The sequence below is a fragment of the Curvibacter sp. EU05-FHT14A10 genome (assembly GCF_058791075.1).
In genome coordinates this window covers 409,709-426,489 of the sequence record NZ_JBYTDE010000006.1, presented here as the reverse complement: position 1 = coordinate 426,489, position 16,781 = coordinate 409,709, and the positions used below count along the sequence as shown (strand labels likewise).

Sequence of the window (16,781 nt, the reverse complement as noted above, 5' to 3'; positions counted from 1 at the left end):
TTGTAGCTCGACTTCAGGCCCGGGTAGCGGATCAGCACCAGCTCGCCCATGAAGGTGCCGGTGTCCGCGCCCAGGAAATCAAGAATGGGCTTGGAGTTGGACTGGGTCTGGCTGTAGATGCCGGTCAGGTGCCACTGGTAGCGCTTCTCATCCACCCAGCAGTTGCCGCCGTTGCCGGCGCAACCGTCCACCGACGAATTGAGCGCCACCGCATCACGCGGACGGTACGACAGCTCGGTGCCGATGGCCCAGTCGCCCAGCGGGAAGTTGGCGCTGACGCCATACAGGCGGCGGTTTTGCGCATAGGTCCAGCCCACCAGGCCGCTGCCATTGATGTTGGACGAGAACTGCGGCGCCTTGTCGTGGTAGTTCAGGGCGTACAGGCCCAGGTTCAGGCGCGTGTTGGTCGGTTGGTAGCGCAGCGACAGGCCCCACTGGCCACCATTCTTCGCATTAACTGTCGAAAGCCCATAGGCCTGATGGCCCGCTCCCAAGCCATCGGCCGTGGACCAATAACCGCCTGTGGGGGGCATGAAATTGGGGTTCCAGGCGGCTTGCACATAGCCTTCGAAGTTCAGCTCGGGCCCGATGCCGGTGGCCAGGCTGACCATGGGCGCGGGCAGCACGGCCTCCTTGAGCTGGGTGCCGGGTTGCGAGAGGCGGTTGATGTCGAGCGCGTTGGTGGCGTTGATGCCGCCGGGAATGAACAGGCTCTCGCCCCAGCTGATCACCTGGTTGCCCACGCGCAGCCGGGCCCGCTGCTCGCCCAGGTCAAACGATTTGCTCACCCACAGGTCCAGCACCCGAGTCTGCACCCGCAAGGCCTTGCGCGCCTCGTAGCTGAGGTTGTCGCTGGGCAGGTCGGCCGGGGCGTTGGCGCTGCGGTAGCCCGAAGTCTGGGTGGCGCTCACGTCCTTGAGCCAGGTGATGCGGCCCATGAAGGTCAGGTCTTCACTGGGCTTGAGCACCAGCTCGTGCGAGCCCTTGAGGTAGGTGGTGAAGGGCTGACCCTTCTTGTAGTTGAGGTCGCCCTGGTCACCCAGGCCCGACACGGCGCTCAGGCCGCCGCCCGGCGAGCCGGTGTTGCCCGCCGCAATCAGGCCGGGGCTGGGGTCTTTGGCACGGATGCCCGTGCCCCCCGACACGGTCGAGTCGAAGCTGCCGCGCAGGCCGTCTTCGGTCTCGAAGGTGAAGGCTGCAGCATGGCCACACGCCAGGCAGGCAGCCGTTGACAGAACGGAGAAGCGAAGTCCGATCATGGGGAACCCTCTTGTAAGTCAATCTTGGAATGGGCAGACACCGACCCCCAGCCCTTGCTGGCGGTGTCTGGATGGAAGACCATGAATCAACGCTCGCTGATCGAGCGCAGGTTGTCCGCCGTGTAGAAATTGGCCTTCAGGCGAGGATGCTTGCCAGGTTCAGTGAGCCAGCGAATGTCTTTGCCGGTGCCTACGGTATGGGTGTCAAAGACATATCGACCTTCAGCCAAGTTGTTTTGCACCATGGCCATGGCATCACAGGTGCCCGTTTCATAGACCGGGATCAGAAAGCCTTCACGCATCTTGGCGAGTTGGTTGCGACCGTCAAAGTCATCCATCAGCACGGGTGCCCAGCTGTCCTCATCCAGGTAGATCGTCCGTTTGGGGGCCGAGTGGCGCATGCCAGCCTTGACTGTGGCTTCGATGACCCAGACCCGATGCAGTTCATACCGGCGATGGGTCTGCGCGATGAAGTCATTGCCCGCCACGTCTTCGAACTTGGCTTTGAAGTCGTACGCACCGAAGGCGTTGTAGGGCACGTAGATTTCCTTCTTGCCCACCAGCTTCCAGTCAAAACGATCCAATGCACCGTTGAAGACGTTGGGCTCATCCAGCGTGTACTGGTTCTCCATACCGATCTGGGGCGAATCATGGGAGTAGGTCGGCATGCGACGAACCCGCCGTTGGCCAGGGAAGTAGTAGAAGGTTTCGTTTTCAGGCTGGTTGATGTACTGCGTGATGGCCAGAGACTGTCCAGCCAATGCCGCTGGTGCGACATAGCCAAAATAGACATAAAACTCGACGGGCGGGTATGACGAAAGTGCGTTGGAGCCCTTCACGCCCCAGGGGATGAACAGTGTCTGCTCGGAGTCTGCACGGATCCACTCGTTGCTGCCGCGGCGGGGCGACACCGCCGTGATCGTGGCTTTGTAGTCGATGCCCACGCCCCGATAACGCATCTTGGCGTTCCACATCGCTTCAACACCTGTTGCGGGAATGGGAAACGGATACCCAGGAACCGTGGCGTCTTTGAGACTCCAGCCGTCTGAATTCAACGTTGCAGTGCCAACATTCTTGCGCGTATTGCTGGCCACAAAGTCAGGGACGCCGCAGGTTCGGTGGCTGGGGAACACATCCATTTTGTAGCCCTTGGTTTGCTTGACCATGGCCACCTGTCCAGCAGACAGCTTATCGGCGTACTTGTCAACGTTGTTGGCATCAATGGTGAAAAGGGGCTTCTCATCCTTGTATTTCCAATGCGCCTGGCGCAGCTTCCCCCATTCCCAGCCTGGCAATGGAGGCTCTGCGCCCTCCCATGCAGGAATGCTGCCGTCTTTGTTGCCACTTTTTTCCGCACCTGATGGTGTCAGCTTGTCGAGTTGGGCGAGATCGGCCGCCAGCGCCAGAGGGCTACCTACCACCAGGCCCACCACGATGGCGGTCATTTTCAGAGTGTGCGCAATCGGGCCGCGGTGCAGACATGAGACAGACATGGATTCTCCAATCGAGTAACAGTTGAAGGAGTGAGTTGAAAAAGACGGAAGAGCGATGGCGTACGTGCGAGCCAGCGACTTACAGCACCTGAAGCATCTCGGCGACGGGACGCCGCCGCTTGCGTGGCCAATTGCCGGCAGCCGGCTTACCCACAGCGATCAGCATCACAGGCAGGTCCTCAGACGCCAGGTCAAACTCTTGCCGCAGCGCGTCGACATCAAAGCCCCCGATGGGAGCCGTGACAAGGCCCATGGCCTGGGCGGCCAGCATCAGGTTCATGGACGCCAAGGAACCCGACCGGATGGCTTCATCCCGTTGTTTGGCGGGCTTGTCCTGGAAGGCAGCCTGCGCATCGCCGACCCAGGCTGCCAGCTCTTTCTCGCTGATGCGGCCCTCGTCATGAAGGGGCAGCAGTGTCAGTCCAAGTTCAAGGTGAGCGTCCAGCCGGCCGCACACAATGAAAGTCACCGCAGCATCGGCGACCTTGCGCTGGCCATACGCCGCCTGCGCCAACGCTTGTTTGCGTGCCGGCGATTTGACCGCGATGAACCGCCAGTTCTGCAGGTTGTAGGCACTGGGCGCTTCTGTCGCATAAAAGGTCAGCGTTTGCAGCACCGAGTCATCGATTTCAAAGGTCGGATCAAACCTGTCGATGGAAGTGCGTTCGCTGATCAGATCGAGCACGGGATGAAGAGAGAGGTCCATGAAGTCAGTAGGTCAGAGGTGATCGGTTGAGGCAGGACGGCTTATCGACGAGGCAGCATGCGACGCAACACGGCGTCGCGGCGAATGAAGTGGTGCATGAGCGCGGCAATGACATGCAAAGCGACGAGCACCCACGCGACCCATTTGCCCAGAAAGCTGTGGACGGCCCACATGCCCTCCTCCAGTTCGAGTACCGTCCACCCCATGCCCGAGCGGAGCATCTCGGCCCAGGCGGTGTCGCGGCAGGCCGGCAAGACAAACAGGCCGAAATCCGTCGGGTCGTAGGTGGTCATGTAGCCCGAGATCGGCATCAACAGAAGCAGACCGTAAAGGGCTCGATGGGTCATCTCGGAGGCCAGATGCTCAAGGCGGGTCCCCGGCACCGGGTCAGGGCGTGTTCCCACCAGGCGCCAAAGCAGGCGTGGCAGTGTCAGCACACCGATCGTGATGCCCAACACCCAATGGATGTTGAGCACAGGAACCACTCGATGGGCGTCCGCCGTCAGACCCAGAAGGGGGGGCTTGATGCTCGTCTCAGGGTCCACGATCCAGATGACGTAATAGACAACGACATAGGCGGACAGGAACCCGGCGGCAGTGAGCCAATGAAAGAGCATGGAGGCTGAACCATAGGCATCAACCGTGTTTTTCCACTTCATGGGTCTCTCCTTGAATTGAGGGTGACGCGTCAGTTTCAGGGCAGAAGCACCGTGATGACCTTCTCTTCGGTGTAGGCAATCGCACCTGACAGGCCACCCTCACGACCGATGCCACTGGTCTTCAATCCCCCCCAGGGCAGATTGGCATCCAGGGGACTCCAGCAATTCACACCGACGGCGCCCACCTTCACGGCCCCGGCCACCTTGTGTGCGCGGGCCAGGTCACGGGTCCAGACGGTGGCGGCAAGCCCGTAATCAGAGTCGTTGGCCAAGGCAATGGCCTCTTCGTCCGTGTCGAAAGCGATGATCGTGCCCACCGGCCCGAAGATCTCTTCGCGAGCAATCGTCATCTGGTTGTCGGCGTCAGCAAAGATCGTGGGCTTCACAAACCACCCCTTCTGGGAGGTCGCGACACCACCCGCCAACAACCTGGCTCCCTCATGAATACCGACCTCGATGTATTTGTTGACCCGGTCGTATTGCGCCTTCTTTGCCACAGGCCCCATCTGGACACCTGGCAGGCTCGGGTCGCCGACGGTGATCGCTTCCGCCGCCTGTGCCAGCGCGGCGGCGAATCGATCGGCGATGCTGCGATGCACCAGAATCCGAGAACCCGCTGCGCAGACCTGCCCCTGATTGACGAACAAGCCCAGAGCACAGCCGCGCAACGCGTCATCAAAGACTGCGTCTTCGAAGACGATTTGCGGGCTCTTGCCCCCCAGTTCCAGAGCAACCCGTTTGAACATGGGCCCTGCGATGCGCTGGATGGCGCGTCCGGCTTCCGGACTGCCAGTGAAGCTGATCTTGTCCACGCCAGAGTGCTCACACAGGGCACGTCCGACGACTTCACCGTCACCCGTGACCACGTTCACGACGCCATCTGGAAAGCCCGCCTCTTGGCACAGCAAGGCCAGGTGCAATGCCGATTGCGGTGTTTCTTCCGAGGGCTTGATCACGACGGTGCATCCAGCAGCCAGCAGGGCCGCCAGCTTCCAGGTCGTGATCATCAGGGGCGAATTCCAGGGCACGATGGCCCCAACCACCCCGATGGGCTCCCGCACGGTGTAGGACAAGGTCCTGGTGCCCATGTAACCCGCGGTAGGAATGGTTCGCCCTTCGAGCTGATTCGCCCAGCCTGCCGCGGCGCGCAGATTCGCCACCACATTGGGAACGTCCATCATGCGCGGCTCCATGGGCGAACGACCGATGGCCATCGCATCCATATCGGCCAGGAGATCCGTGTCGCGCAACACCAGATCGGCCAACTTGCTGAGCAGCAAGCTGCGTTGGGAGCCATTGAGCTGGCTCCAAGGCCCGCCATCCAGCTGGGATCGGGCCGCGGCAACAGCCCGCTGCACGTCTTCAGCGGTACCACGCGCCGCGGTCGCGTAGACCTGTTCACTGACCGGGCTGATCAGGTCCATTCGGGCGCCATCCGAGCTTTCGGCATGCGCGCCTTCGATGAAGTGTTTCCAATGTTGATTCATGGCAATGCCTGCATGGTTGGGATCGATGAACCGGCCACTCAGCGCACAAAAGGCACTTCGCTGAAGCCGGCTTCCAAGGCCGAGACGATCGAGTCGATCTCGGGGCGCTGCATGACCAATGGGGGCGAGAGAATGATCTTGGTGCCCACCGGCCGCACGATCGCGCCGTGCCGACGCGCCACCTCTGCCACGCTGTAGGCGTACCCTGACATCGGGCTGATGGACTCGCGGGTCTTCTTGTCATTGACCAGATCGATGGCGAGCATCAACCCCTTGCCACGCACTTCGCCCACGGCTTCAAAGCGGTCCACAAAGGGCTTCAGGGCCTCAAGCAGATACGCCCCCTGCCGACCGGCATTGGCCGGCAGATCTTCTTTTTCGACGATGTCCAGGCTGGCGATCGCCGCGGCGCAACCCACCGGATGCCCGGCATAGGTATAGCCGTGCATCACGACGCCGGAAAAGTCCTGATTGGACTCGAAGGCATTTGCAACTCGGCTGTTGAACACCGTAGCGCCAAGGGGCACATAACCAGAGGACAGGCCTTTGGCGAAGCACATGAAGTCAGGCTTGACACCCCAAGCCCGTGCGCCGAACAGACTGCCTGTGCGACCAAAGCCAGTGACGACCTCGTCGGCAATCAACAGCACGCCATATTTGTCACACACCTCGCGAACGCGCGGCCAGAAGCTGGCCGGCGGAACGATCACGCCACCGGCGCCCTGCACGGGTTCTGCAATGAAGGCTGCCACGGTATCCGGACCCTGGAACTCGATTTCACGCTCTAGCAAGGAGATGCAGATGTCGACGAGTTGCTCGGGATCCTGGGTAAATGGATTGCGATAGACCCAGGGGTTTTGCACCTGCGAGCAGCCCGGCATCAGTGGCTCGTAATTGCGACGAAACACTGTATTGCCGTTGACGGACGCACTCAGGAAGTGACTGCCGTGATAGCCCTCCTTGAGTGAGATGAACTTGGTTCGGTCCTTCTGGCCCAGCACCTTCCAATACTGGCGGGCCAGCTTCAAGGCGGTTTCGGTCGCATCCGATCCGTTGGAGCTGAACACCACACGCTTCATGTCTTCCGGGGCCAGCGCGGCGATCAACTTGGCCGACAACTCTTCGGCCGGCGGATTGGAAACGCCGTCAAACAACTGGAAGTACTCGAGCTGATCGAGCTGATCAACGATGGCCTTCTTGACCTCACTTCGGTTGTGCCCGACGTTCACATTCCAAAGGCCGCCAACGCCATCAACGTACTGCTTTCCAGCATCGTCAAAGACGTAGCAACCGTCGCCACGGACGATGCGAAGCGGCTTGCGCTCCTTCATTGCTCCAGGGTGCATCATGGGGTGCCAGAAGCGGGCGTTTTCGTAAGTCATCGGTTCTCCGAACAAGACGCGCACACACGAAGGTGTGCAGATTTCAAAGGGGCGTTGCCACCCGTTGAGGTAGTGGACGAGCAAATTCTCGCCAGCCCCCTTGTTCATCGTTAGCCCAAATTGGCATCTGCCGACGCCACCGCTTCACGTCATCCGCGCACCAATTTCAAGCACGTCGATGACGGCATGCACCAGCTGCACGCAAAGGAATCAGCGCACGCCAACCCGGCACGAGAGCCGCCGCACAACGCCGCTGAATCCCAAGGGTTTCCCCGATCAACGGTCCCTCTGAACCGGTCGCAAAATCCGCGCTCTGAGCAGTCACACGGACATCGTTCCGGACTTGCACGGTTCTTGCAGCGTCGCCCACACGTCAGCCCGCCCCTCATTCAAACAACACAGAAACGCCATGAACCTCAGCATGAATTGCTTCAATGATGTGCAGATGCACGCCTCAGCAGTGAATGATTGGCGTCAGACCTACAGCCAGATCAGTGCGGGCAATCTGCAAAGCTCTCTGGCGCAGATCAAGAGCCAGCGCCTGCATGTATTTCGCGAACAGATCAATCAACGCGTGGTTCAGCACGGTGAAGCGCCCCGCGGAAAGGTTTGTTTCGCTGTTCCCATTGCGATCCCTGGTGCCATCAGAATGCAAGGGCGGGAGGCGGATGAAACCAGCTTGTTCGTGCTGCGCGGTGGCGAGGAATTCATGTTCCACATGCCCATGGGCATGGACATGCTGTCACTCACCTTCGACAGCGACCTCTTCGACCATGCACTTGATGACTCGCCGGATGCCGAAAACATCGAGAAGCTGCTCAAGCAACCCGTGATCCGAATCCCGACGTCCCGTTTCAGTGAATGCCGGCGTCGATTGCTGGTCATGTTCTCTGAAGCGATTGCCGATCGTCGTGCGACCCTGCAAACGGGGTTCGAGCCCAATCTTGAAAGTGCCATGCTCCATGAGCTGATGGAGTTGCTGGCCGATCCCCACCTCAAGACGCTGGAACGACAACCCACGTCTGTTCACAGTTTCATTGTTGAGAAGTGCCATCACCTCACGGTGTCCGACACCTTCAACCCACCGAATGTGATCGACCTTTGCCATCGACTGAAGATCAGCCGCCGCACGATTCAGAACAGCTTCAAGAACGTCACAGAAACCACCCCGACGCACTACATCAGGTCCATTCGCCTCAACGGTGCCAGGCGCGAGCTGATGACCAGCAACGCCTCGGAAGTGTCGATTGGAGATGCAGCCAGCAAATGGGGCTTCAGTCACTTGAGCCACTTTGCCGCCGACTACCACGGCCTGTTTGGTGAGTTGCCATCGCAAACCCACCGTGCAGACCAGCGCCAGCCCGCACGTCACCAACACTGATCCGCCTATTGGACCGCCTTCTGCGACCGTAGCAGCCCCGCGTGTAGAGGCCGGGCCTTTGGCTCTGCTTCAGTGGTCATCATCTGCCCCTTGACGCCCAGGCGGAGCATCGCGTCCAGACAGGCGATGGCGGCGGCGCCCGCCCCGGCCACCTGGGCGCTGCCGATGTCCTTGCCCACCCGCTCCGGGCCGTTGTGCAGGGCGGCCGGCGAAATGATGGCGGAGTATTCAAGGGCGGCTTCGCACAAGGCTTGCTTGGCGGCGCACAGGGACACAGTGGGATGTGTGGAGCATGGCTCGTGTCGTTCTTGAGGCTGTAAAAAGGGCCTCCCCTTTCGCACGGCCCTGTTGGGGTTCAGGCGACAGGGGAGGCCCCAGGAAAGGGATTGATCCTGGCTCAATGTCCCCGCAACTGCCGGGCCAGCTTGTCCAACACTTCGGGCACCCGTCCGGTGGTGCTGATGGCCGCCACGAATCGGTCAGGACGCACGACGGCGACATGCGCACGCGCCTTGTCGAACCAAGCCTCCAGCTTGTTGTCGGCGTCTTCGACGCTGATCACACCGGGTGTCACCAGGGGTTGATGACGGCCACTGCCACTGCGAGACCGGTTGACCTGGATGAAACGTGCGCCCATGCCTTCCCAATGGCGAATATCGTCGTCCGACAAACCCGCCTTGGGGTTCGTTCGATAGCCGATGATGGCGTAAAAGTCGCCCAGCACATCGTCAAAACGCAATCGCGTGCCACGGCCATCTTCGACAAAGGGCTGGATGAACAACTGCCCGACGACGTCGTCGTCGCGAATGTCTGGCCACTCTCGGTGGATCAGACCTTTCACGATGGTGGCCTTGGGCTTGAACTTGAACTCCAGCAAGTGGGAGCGCAGGTTCTCGACCGTGTCGACCGCCTGGAAGACCCAGTCACGCACCCCCGCCAGCAGAGGACTTGTCATGCCCAGAATCGCGCCCATGTTGTCAGCCAGCGCGATCAGATCAGTGGCATGCCCACGCCGCTCCACATCGTAGCTGGCCAGGATCGAAGCGCCGGCATGGCCCTTGACGATGGCTGCCACCTTCCAGCAGACATTGACCACATCGCGCAGACCAGAGTTCAGACCCTGCCCCGCCCAAGGTGGCGTGATGTGGGCCGCATCACCGATCAGCGCCACCCGCCCCTGCACAAAGCGCTCGGCCACACGCGAGTTGTGGGTGTAAGCCCGGATGCGGATGATGTCGAGCTGGTCCACAGCATCGCCAATGTGAGAACGGATCAGGGTTCGGATATTGGGCTCTTCGCACATCTTCTCTTCGTCTTCATGCTCCATCAGCATGAACTCCCAACGACGTTGGCGATAGGGAAGGTAGATGCACACGAAGGGACGGCTTGGGTCGGCATGCAGCGCCGTGTAGGGCGCATCGAGCGTGTCATTGGCGGCATCGACAACGACCCATTTGCGTGGATGCGTCAAGCCCACCAGTTCGATGCCCAGTTGCTTGCGTACCCCCGACCGGCCCCCGTCTGCACCGATCACATACTGAGCCTTGAGCTCGTAAACCTCGCCCTCCGGGTTCTTGACCTTCAGGGTGACGCCAGATTCATCCTGGGTCAATTCCAACATCTCATGGCCCAGACGCAACTCAACTGTGGGGCGCTTCTGTAGCTCTTCGCGCAGAGTAGCCTCCAGCAGTTGCTGCATGAAGATGTTGCGCATGGGCCAGCCATACTCTGCAGTCGTTGGCTTCACTTCTGCAAAGCAGACCCCACGCGCATTGAAGTAACGCAGTGGCACATCGGAGATCATGTCCTGCACCGCAGGCTCAGCCACGCCGGCACCTTGCAGAACCCGAAGCGCTTCATCATCCATGCCGACGGCCCGCGGATAAGGCAGGATCTCACGGGCCACCTCAAGGACCACGCATTCAATGCCGTGGAGGCCCATGTAGTGGGCTGCTGCAATGCCGTTCGGGCCACCACCGACGATGACGACCTGGGTTTGTTGCTTGTTCATGTTCAATCCTGTTGGGACAGGGCACCGGCGCTCTGGCCGGGCCAATGTCGGTGAAGAAGGCGATGTCAATGGAGAATGGCGAACTCGTTCGTTGCGCCCGAAGGTTTTCGAGGCCGAACCGAAGCAACGCCTGGGATCAGAGGCGATCGAGCGTGATGTTCCTGCTCGGTGCATGCGCATCGGCAAAGCGCTGCTTGGCTCGCTCGTCGTCGTGGTCGGTTTCGAGAAAAAACTCGATCCGGTTGCCGTCTGGGTCGTTGAAGTACAAACCGGTTCCAATCTCGTGGTCGGTCACCTTCACAATCTCCACGCCCCTATCCAGCAGCATCCCGTACAGGCGCCGCAAGGTGTCCAGATCACCCGCGATCTCCAGCCCGTAGTGCTGCAGGCCCAGGCCACCTCGTTGCGCCCCCGGCTCGGCTCGTATCAAGGCGATGTCATGGTGCTTGGGCCCGAAGGACATCATGATCCAGTTGTCGGCACGGGCACTTACAGTCATGCCGATGATGTCCACATACCAGCGCGCAGACAGCTCGGGATCTTTCACCAGCAAGGCCAGGTGAGTTCGCAACACTTTGGGATGGGTCATGCGGCAGCCTCTTCATGGGCGACGACCGAGCGATGCGCGACATTGATCTGGGCAACCACGGGTGACCAGGCCACCTCGGTGATCTCACTGAACTCCCGCCACTGCTTTTGCCAGCTGTTGCCGCCATCCACCGAGGTGAACAGATGGCCGTACTTGGTGCCTGCCACGATCCTGCGCGGATCCGACGGGTCCATTGCAATCGTCCAAAAGCAGGAGTTGGGTTGCTGTGGAAGCGGCAGCACCTCCCAGCTTTCGCCGGCGTCGAAAGAGCGCAGAATCCGGCTGGTGGTCCCCGGCGTACCGTCCGACAAGCTCAGGTACAGGGTGCTCTCGGTTCCCAGCGGGGCACTCAGTGCGCGGGCGTAATAAAGCCCATGGGTATCGTTGGGCAGAAAACCTGTCCAGCTCAGGCCTTCATCGAAGCTGCGGTAGACCGCGTTCACGCAGGCCACCACGACCACCTTGTTCCCATGGTTGGACAGCACCTGGATGTTGTGAATGTCCGAGCGGAAGGGCCAAAGCAGGCGGGCGTCCACCCGCTCCCACGCCATTCCACCATCGCGGCTATGAAACAAGCCCCCCTCCTCCAAGCCAAACCACAGTTGATCTGGGTCGACAGGGTCGAATGCGAATGCCAACAGGCGTGGTCGGTTGACCCCGGCGCAGAACTCAGGGATGTCAACCGCGGCACGTTCCCAACTCAGGCCCCCATTCAGCGTGCGCCACAGGACAGCACGCGATGGCGCCCCGGTTCCCACGAAAATGCGTGCCGAATTCCCCGGATCCACCAGTACCTTCCAGACCATCTGCCCGGTGAAGGGGCTCTGCACCTGCTCCCAGGTGTTTCCCAGATCTTGACTGACACACAGCCCGATGTCCGTGCCGGCATAGACACGCTGAGGCTCCGACGGATCGAGGCAGACTGAGCGCACCACCGCATCGAACTCCAAGGGCTGCCCAAGACCCAGCCGATGCCAGGTCAGGCCCTGGTCATTGCTGCGCACGACAGCTTGGCCAGCCGTGCCTACCAACCACGTTCCTTCGCTCATGTAACACATCCTTCCAAAGTTGACGGCCCCAACACCAGTGGCTGAAAACGGCCAGCCAAGCGCCCTGTCGCCGCAATGAAGCTCATCGATGCACGCTGGATTGCCACCCCATGCGAGTGCACCGCCCACAACAAGGGTTGACACCACTTTTGCAAACACCCGCCTAAAAAGTCGTGTCGTTGCCCCTTATTTATTGCTAGTTTATTTCATAGAGATAAATTGGCAATAAATACAAAGGCATTTTTCTCAACAAGGACGCACTTTCCCCCAAAGCTGATTCAACGCAAATCCAAGAGGCAAGAAATGAAGTAACGACGCGAACACAGCCGTGTTCCAGCGGGATACGGAGCAGATGCTCCATGGTCGCCAGACCCATTCAGGAGCGAGGTTGGTTGTAGTCGACGCCGTTCACGGTCCAAGTGCTGAAAAATGAAGCGAGGTAGCCGAGTGACAGCGCCAGCCCCGCCCTCACAGAAGGTTTGACGCGCGAGGCCAGTGCGGCGGCGAGACACATGGCCAAGGGGGCGACGGTGCGTTCAGGTGCGAGGTGAACCCCTGACGGTACTTCGGGGCGCCAGGGCATCGGGTGTGACGCGGGTGGAAGCATCGGTGCAACCCATGCCATGCGGGGCCCAGAGCGGGTCGCCAGGGTCTTGAGGGGGACCGTTCGTGGTTGACCGCCACGGAGTTGGCACGCACGGTGTCGCCCACGCCGAGCGGCGTGTCCAGCGGACGCCGCACCGCCACCCGGGGCAAATCGACCTCGACGTTGACAGCGTTGTGCCACAAGTCAATCCAGCCACCGGGGGAGCGATCCGGCGCCAGGCGCCAGGACTTGGGTGCTGGGTGCTGGGTACTAGGTGTTGGGTGCTGTTGCGAGAGGGCACCCAGGGCCTACAACCAAGGGGCCAAGCAAGCGGTCAATGGCCTGATAAGAGCCCCCATCAAACTGATGCGGCCTCTTGAACACCGGCACCATGTTGCGCAGCAGTGCCGACTTGTGGGTCGAAAACCTGGCCAACGCCAGTTCAGCGGAGAGACTCAAGGCCTGATCTGCCCAGACTGAGGCGGCCAAGTGGGCGTTCGACGGTCTATAGCCGGCGCCTCTTCAACGCAGGATGCCGGCAAAGAAGGCCGACAAATCGGCATACCCATCAAGGGGCAACACATGGGCGATGTACTGATCGGGACGGACCACGATCAGGCATCCGCGCTCACGATCAATGCCGCGCAGGTCAAAGATATCGCCCGCGCCCTTGTGATCAACACAAAACGCCTTCTCGTGGTCCTGCAGGCCCAGCCGGCCGGTCTTGGGCTTGAGCAGCGAGGGCAGGTGCTCATAGGCCAGTTGGTCGAACGTCTGCTGGAAGATGGCCCGCAAATCGATCACGGCATCAATGTCATCGCCTGGGCGGGTGTGGCGGCGCACGGGCGAGGCGGGGTCGGTCTCCAGCCAGTCGGCCAGGCGGTGGATGGCCGAGCCGGGAGCCGAGCTGTCGGCCTGGCCGGCAAAAGCGTACAGGCGCCAGCGGGCATCGGCCTCGGCCGCATGGCCCAGTTGCATCTGCTTGGCATCGGCCAGCCGCACCACGGGGGCCGAATGGAAGCGGCGGCCGATCTCCTCACCGCGAGCCAGGGCCTGGTGGGTGGCAGGGCCGACCAGGGCCGAGGCATCGTACTTGACGGCGGTGCCGCCGGTGAACTCGAGGTTGGCCTTGAATTGGCGGATGATGCGCGGCTCTTCGGTACCGTCACGTTCGGCCTGGGTGGTGGGGGCAGACATGATGCGGGCCCACTCGTGATCGGTCTCCACCAGCCGGCGCGCCTCGGTCAGGCGCTCTTTGGAGTAGCTGCGCAGCAGGCTGGGATCGGCCCGACCCTGCAGCACATGCACCAACTTCCAGCCGAGATTGAAAGTGTCTTGCATCGAGACGTTCATGCCCTGACCGGCCTTGGGCGAGTGGGTGTGGCAGGCATCACCCGCGGTGAACACGCGCGGATTGCGGTGGCTGCCCTCGGGCACATCGTCAAACTTGTCGGTGATGCTGTGGCCGATGTCGTAGATGGACCACCAAACCACCTCCTTCACGTCGATCGAGTACGGGCGGATGATGCGGTTGGCCGCGGCAATCATGTCGTCCTGCGTGAACTTGCGGCTGGCTGCCTTCTCGTCGGGGCGCAGCTTGTCGAGTTCGACATACATGCGGAACACATAGCCGCCTTCGCGCGGCAGGATCAGCACATTGCCCTCCTGGGCCGACGAGATCAGGCATTTCTGGCGCACATCAGGGAAATCGGTGTTGGCCAGGATGTCCATCACGCCCCAGGCCTGGTGGGCCGCATCGCCGTGCAGCACGCCACCGATGGCCTTGCGCACCGCTGAGTGGGCACCATCGCAGCCCACCACATAGTTGGCCCGCACGGTGCGGGTGGCGCCCCAGTTCACGCCGCTGGCGTCCTTGAGCGTCACGGTCACGGGGTGGTCTTCGGTGTCGGGGTCCACCGTCAAGCCGACGATCTCCCAGCTGTAATCCGGCTCCAGTCGCGAGGGCGAATTTTTCATCACCTCCAGGAACAGCTCGTGCAGGCGGGCCTGGTTGATCAGGATGTGCGGCATCTCGGAGCTGTCATCGGCCACGTCCTGCACCCGGCCCACACGCTTGATGTGCTGAGGGTTGATGGGATCGGGCATCCAGAAGGCCGTCTGATTGACCCAATAGGTCTCGCGCTTGACCTTGTCTGCGAAGCCGAAGGCCTGAAACATCTCCATGGTGCGCGTGTTGATGCCGTCGGCCTTGCCCTTGATGATGTTGGTGGGCATGCGCTCGATGATCAGGGTTTCGATCTCGGGAAACTGCGCCAGCTGGGCTGCCAGGCACAGGCCGGCGGGCCCGGTGCCGGCGATCAGCACATCCACCTTCTCGGGCAGCGGTTCGTTGATGCCGCGGTTGCGGCGATTGGGCGCGGCCTGCTTGACGTCGGGGTTGCCGCCTCGGAATCCGTCTTTATAGAACTGCATGTCTTGTCTCCTTGGGATGGGGTGGTGCCGGTCTGGGGCTGCCGGCGTGCCCGCAAATAATAACTATGCTTACTATTTGTTGTCAATTAAATAAGTACACTTACCAAAACACCCGTTACAGTTCTTCTCCAGACCCCATCCCGGAACGCAGGCATGAACTCACTCGACATGGCGGGGCACCTGATACGTCGGCTGCACCAGCAGTCCACCCAGGTGTTCACCCAACGCACGCAGGCCGCAGGCTTTGACCTGACCGCGGTGCAATTTGCCGCACTCGATGCCATCCAGGCCCACCCTGCAACCGATCAGGCCACGGTGGCCGAATTGATTGCCTACGACCGGGCCACCATCGGTGGGGTGATTGATCGCCTGGAGCAGAAGGGTTGGGTCAAACGAATCGTCAGCGAACGCGACCGTCGCGCCCGCGAGCTGTCGCTCAGCCCCGAGGGGGCCCGCATCCACGCCGCCTTGTTGCCCATCGTGCAAGAGTTGCAGAACGACATACTGAATCCACTGAGTGAGGCCGAGCAGAGCGCGTTTCTGGCGCTGGCCAGCCGCGTGGTGCAAGCCTGAGGGGGCTGCCACCTTCGCCGGTCAGGATTGACGGGATGGGGCACGCTCAGGCTGAATCCCCTCCCGGATCGGTGCGCCAGACCGCTTGATCAACACGGTAGCCGCTTTGCGGCGCGCGAGGTTGCACTCACCCCGGGATCTCAGGCTCCACCAGCCAGGCCAGCAACTGCAGGGACTCCTGCCAGCCAAGGTAGCAGGCCTCGGCCGGAATGACGGCGGGAATGCCCTCTTGCTTCACCTGCAGCTCCACCCCGCAGGACACGGGCTTGAGCATCACCGTGGTCTGCATGGTGCCTGGCAGATGGGGATCGTCGAAGAGGGCGGTGTAGCGCAGCTTCTCGTCGGGCACCAGTTCCAGATATTCGCCACCGAACGCGTGGCTGTGGCCGGTGCTGAAATTGGTGAATGACATCCGGTAATGCCCCCCGACCCGGGGCTCCAGCAGCTCGACCGCGCCGGTGAAGCCATGGGGCGGCAGCCATTTGGCCCAGGCCGCCGGATCAATGAAGGCACGATACACACGCTCAGGCGTGGCGCGCAAAACCCTGTGCAATTGAATGGTCTGGGTCGGCATGGTGGGCTCAGCTCCTTTGGACATGATCAACGCCCCCAGCGGGGACCGGTGGGCCAGTATGCCGTAGCCAGCCCGGCGACCTCAATCACCGCCCTGGCACAAACCCGCAGTGCTTCATGCCGCCTTGCTTTCATACTGCCGGCTGCACAACACAGGAGGTTTCATGTCCGGATTTCTTCAACGCACCCTGTTCGGGATCGGCTGCGTGGTGGCGGCACCACTGTGCCTGGCCCAGGCTTCGGGCCTGAGTCGCACCCTGGTCACCAAGGCCGATGTCTCCGTCACCAACCGCGAGGCCGTGGTGGCGCGGGTAGAGGTCAGCCCGGGCAGTGCGGCGGGCTGGCACACGCACCCGGGTGACGAGATCAGTTACGTGCAAGATGGCGAGGCCACCTTGCTGCAGGCCGGCCAGCCTCCGCGCAAGGTAGCGGCAGGCGAAGCCTTTGTGATCCCGGCCGGGGTGGTGCACAACGCCATCAACCACGGAACCGCCCCCATCAAGCTGATCGGCGTGTATGTCGTAGAAAAAGGCCAGCCCCTGGCCACGCCTGCACCTGAGCCGGCGCGCTGAAGTGCGGATGCAAGGCCGCTTGGCCTGT

Annotated in this window: 15 protein-coding genes; 3 read left to right on the top strand and 12 right to left on the bottom strand. The window is 61.4% G+C overall.

Going from position 1 to position 16,781, the window contains the following annotated elements:
- The 6 genes from AC3WUT_RS14630 to AC3WUT_RS14605 form a co-directional block, all read right to left on the bottom strand.
- A partial coding sequence (locus AC3WUT_RS14630) for a DUF1302 domain-containing protein (protein ID WP_492347803.1) occupies positions 1–1,259 on the bottom strand: 1,259 nt, incomplete at its 3' end.
- 86 nt (positions 1,260–1,345) lie between these two features.
- Positions 1,346–2,704 carry a DUF1329 domain-containing protein gene (locus AC3WUT_RS14625; protein WP_492347802.1) on the bottom strand — a complete coding sequence of 453 codons (1,359 nt, stop codon included), beginning with the start codon at positions 2,702–2,704 and terminating at the stop codon, positions 1,346–1,348.
- Between the two features lie 127 nt (positions 2,705–2,831).
- Positions 2,832–3,437, bottom strand: coding sequence for a nitroreductase family protein (locus AC3WUT_RS14620; protein ID WP_492347801.1), 606 nt, complete (start codon positions 3,435–3,437; stop codon positions 2,832–2,834).
- 62 nt (positions 3,438–3,499) lie between these two features.
- A complete protein-coding gene (locus AC3WUT_RS14615; protein WP_492347800.1) occupies positions 3,500–4,117 on the bottom strand; it encodes a cytochrome b in 618 nt (205 codons plus the stop codon).
- A gap of 35 nt (positions 4,118–4,152) precedes the next feature.
- Entirely contained in the window at positions 4,153–5,604 is a 1,452-nt protein-coding gene (locus AC3WUT_RS14610) for an aldehyde dehydrogenase family protein (protein ID WP_492347799.1), read from the bottom strand.
- Between the two features lie 38 nt (positions 5,605–5,642).
- Positions 5,643–6,986 carry an aspartate aminotransferase family protein gene (locus AC3WUT_RS14605; protein ID WP_492347798.1) on the bottom strand — a complete coding sequence of 448 codons (1,344 nt, stop codon included), beginning with the start codon at positions 6,984–6,986 and terminating at the stop codon, positions 5,643–5,645.
- Between the two features lie 409 nt (positions 6,987–7,395).
- Between AC3WUT_RS14605 and AC3WUT_RS14600 the strand changes: the two genes are divergently transcribed.
- Positions 7,396–8,367 (top strand): helix-turn-helix domain-containing protein, encoded by a 972-nt coding sequence (locus tag AC3WUT_RS14600; RefSeq protein WP_492347797.1) that lies wholly within the window; start codon positions 7,396–7,398, stop codon positions 8,365–8,367.
- Positions 8,368–8,372: 5 nt separating this feature from the next.
- Here AC3WUT_RS14600 and AC3WUT_RS14595 read toward each other — a convergent pair whose 3' ends face one another.
- The 5 genes from AC3WUT_RS14595 to AC3WUT_RS14575 all read right to left on the bottom strand — a co-directional run bounded on the left by AC3WUT_RS14595 (position 8,373) and on the right by AC3WUT_RS14575 (position 15,035).
- A complete protein-coding gene (locus AC3WUT_RS14595) occupies positions 8,373–8,642 on the bottom strand; it encodes a hypothetical protein (RefSeq protein WP_492347812.1) in 270 nt (89 codons plus the stop codon).
- A 122-nt stretch (positions 8,643–8,764) separates the two neighbouring features.
- Complete coding sequence (locus AC3WUT_RS14590; protein WP_492347796.1) at positions 8,765–10,378, bottom strand: bifunctional 3-(3-hydroxy-phenyl)propionate/3-hydroxycinnamic acid hydroxylase; 1,614 nt, start codon at positions 10,376–10,378, stop codon at positions 8,765–8,767.
- A gap of 136 nt (positions 10,379–10,514) precedes the next feature.
- A complete protein-coding gene (locus AC3WUT_RS14585) occupies positions 10,515–10,967 on the bottom strand; it encodes a VOC family protein (RefSeq protein ID WP_492347795.1) in 453 nt (150 codons plus the stop codon).
- Positions 10,964–12,016: a WD40/YVTN/BNR-like repeat-containing protein gene (locus AC3WUT_RS14580; protein WP_492347794.1), complete on the bottom strand. Its 1,053-nt coding sequence runs from the start codon at positions 12,014–12,016 to the stop codon at positions 10,964–10,966. The genes AC3WUT_RS14585 and AC3WUT_RS14580 overlap by 4 nt, the downstream gene beginning before the upstream one ends.
- 1,108 nt (positions 12,017–13,124) lie before the next feature.
- Positions 13,125–15,035: an FAD-dependent monooxygenase gene (locus AC3WUT_RS14575; protein WP_492347793.1), complete on the bottom strand. Its 1,911-nt coding sequence runs from the start codon at positions 15,033–15,035 to the stop codon at positions 13,125–13,127.
- A gap of 153 nt (positions 15,036–15,188) precedes the next feature.
- On the opposite strand from AC3WUT_RS14575, the gene AC3WUT_RS14570 reads away from it, so the two are divergent.
- A complete protein-coding gene (locus tag AC3WUT_RS14570; RefSeq protein WP_492347792.1) occupies positions 15,189–15,608 on the top strand; it encodes a MarR family winged helix-turn-helix transcriptional regulator in 420 nt (139 codons plus the stop codon).
- A gap of 127 nt (positions 15,609–15,735) precedes the next feature.
- Here the strand turns inward: AC3WUT_RS14570 and AC3WUT_RS14565 are convergent, their stop codons facing one another.
- Positions 15,736–16,182 carry an SRPBCC family protein gene (locus AC3WUT_RS14565; protein ID WP_492347791.1) on the bottom strand — a complete coding sequence of 149 codons (447 nt, stop codon included), beginning with the start codon at positions 16,180–16,182 and terminating at the stop codon, positions 15,736–15,738.
- 163 nt (positions 16,183–16,345) lie between these two features.
- Between AC3WUT_RS14565 and AC3WUT_RS14560 the strand changes: the two genes are divergently transcribed.
- Positions 16,346–16,753, top strand: coding sequence for a cupin domain-containing protein (locus tag AC3WUT_RS14560; protein WP_492347790.1), 408 nt, complete (start codon positions 16,346–16,348; stop codon positions 16,751–16,753).
- Positions 16,754–16,781: the final 28 nt, after the last annotated feature.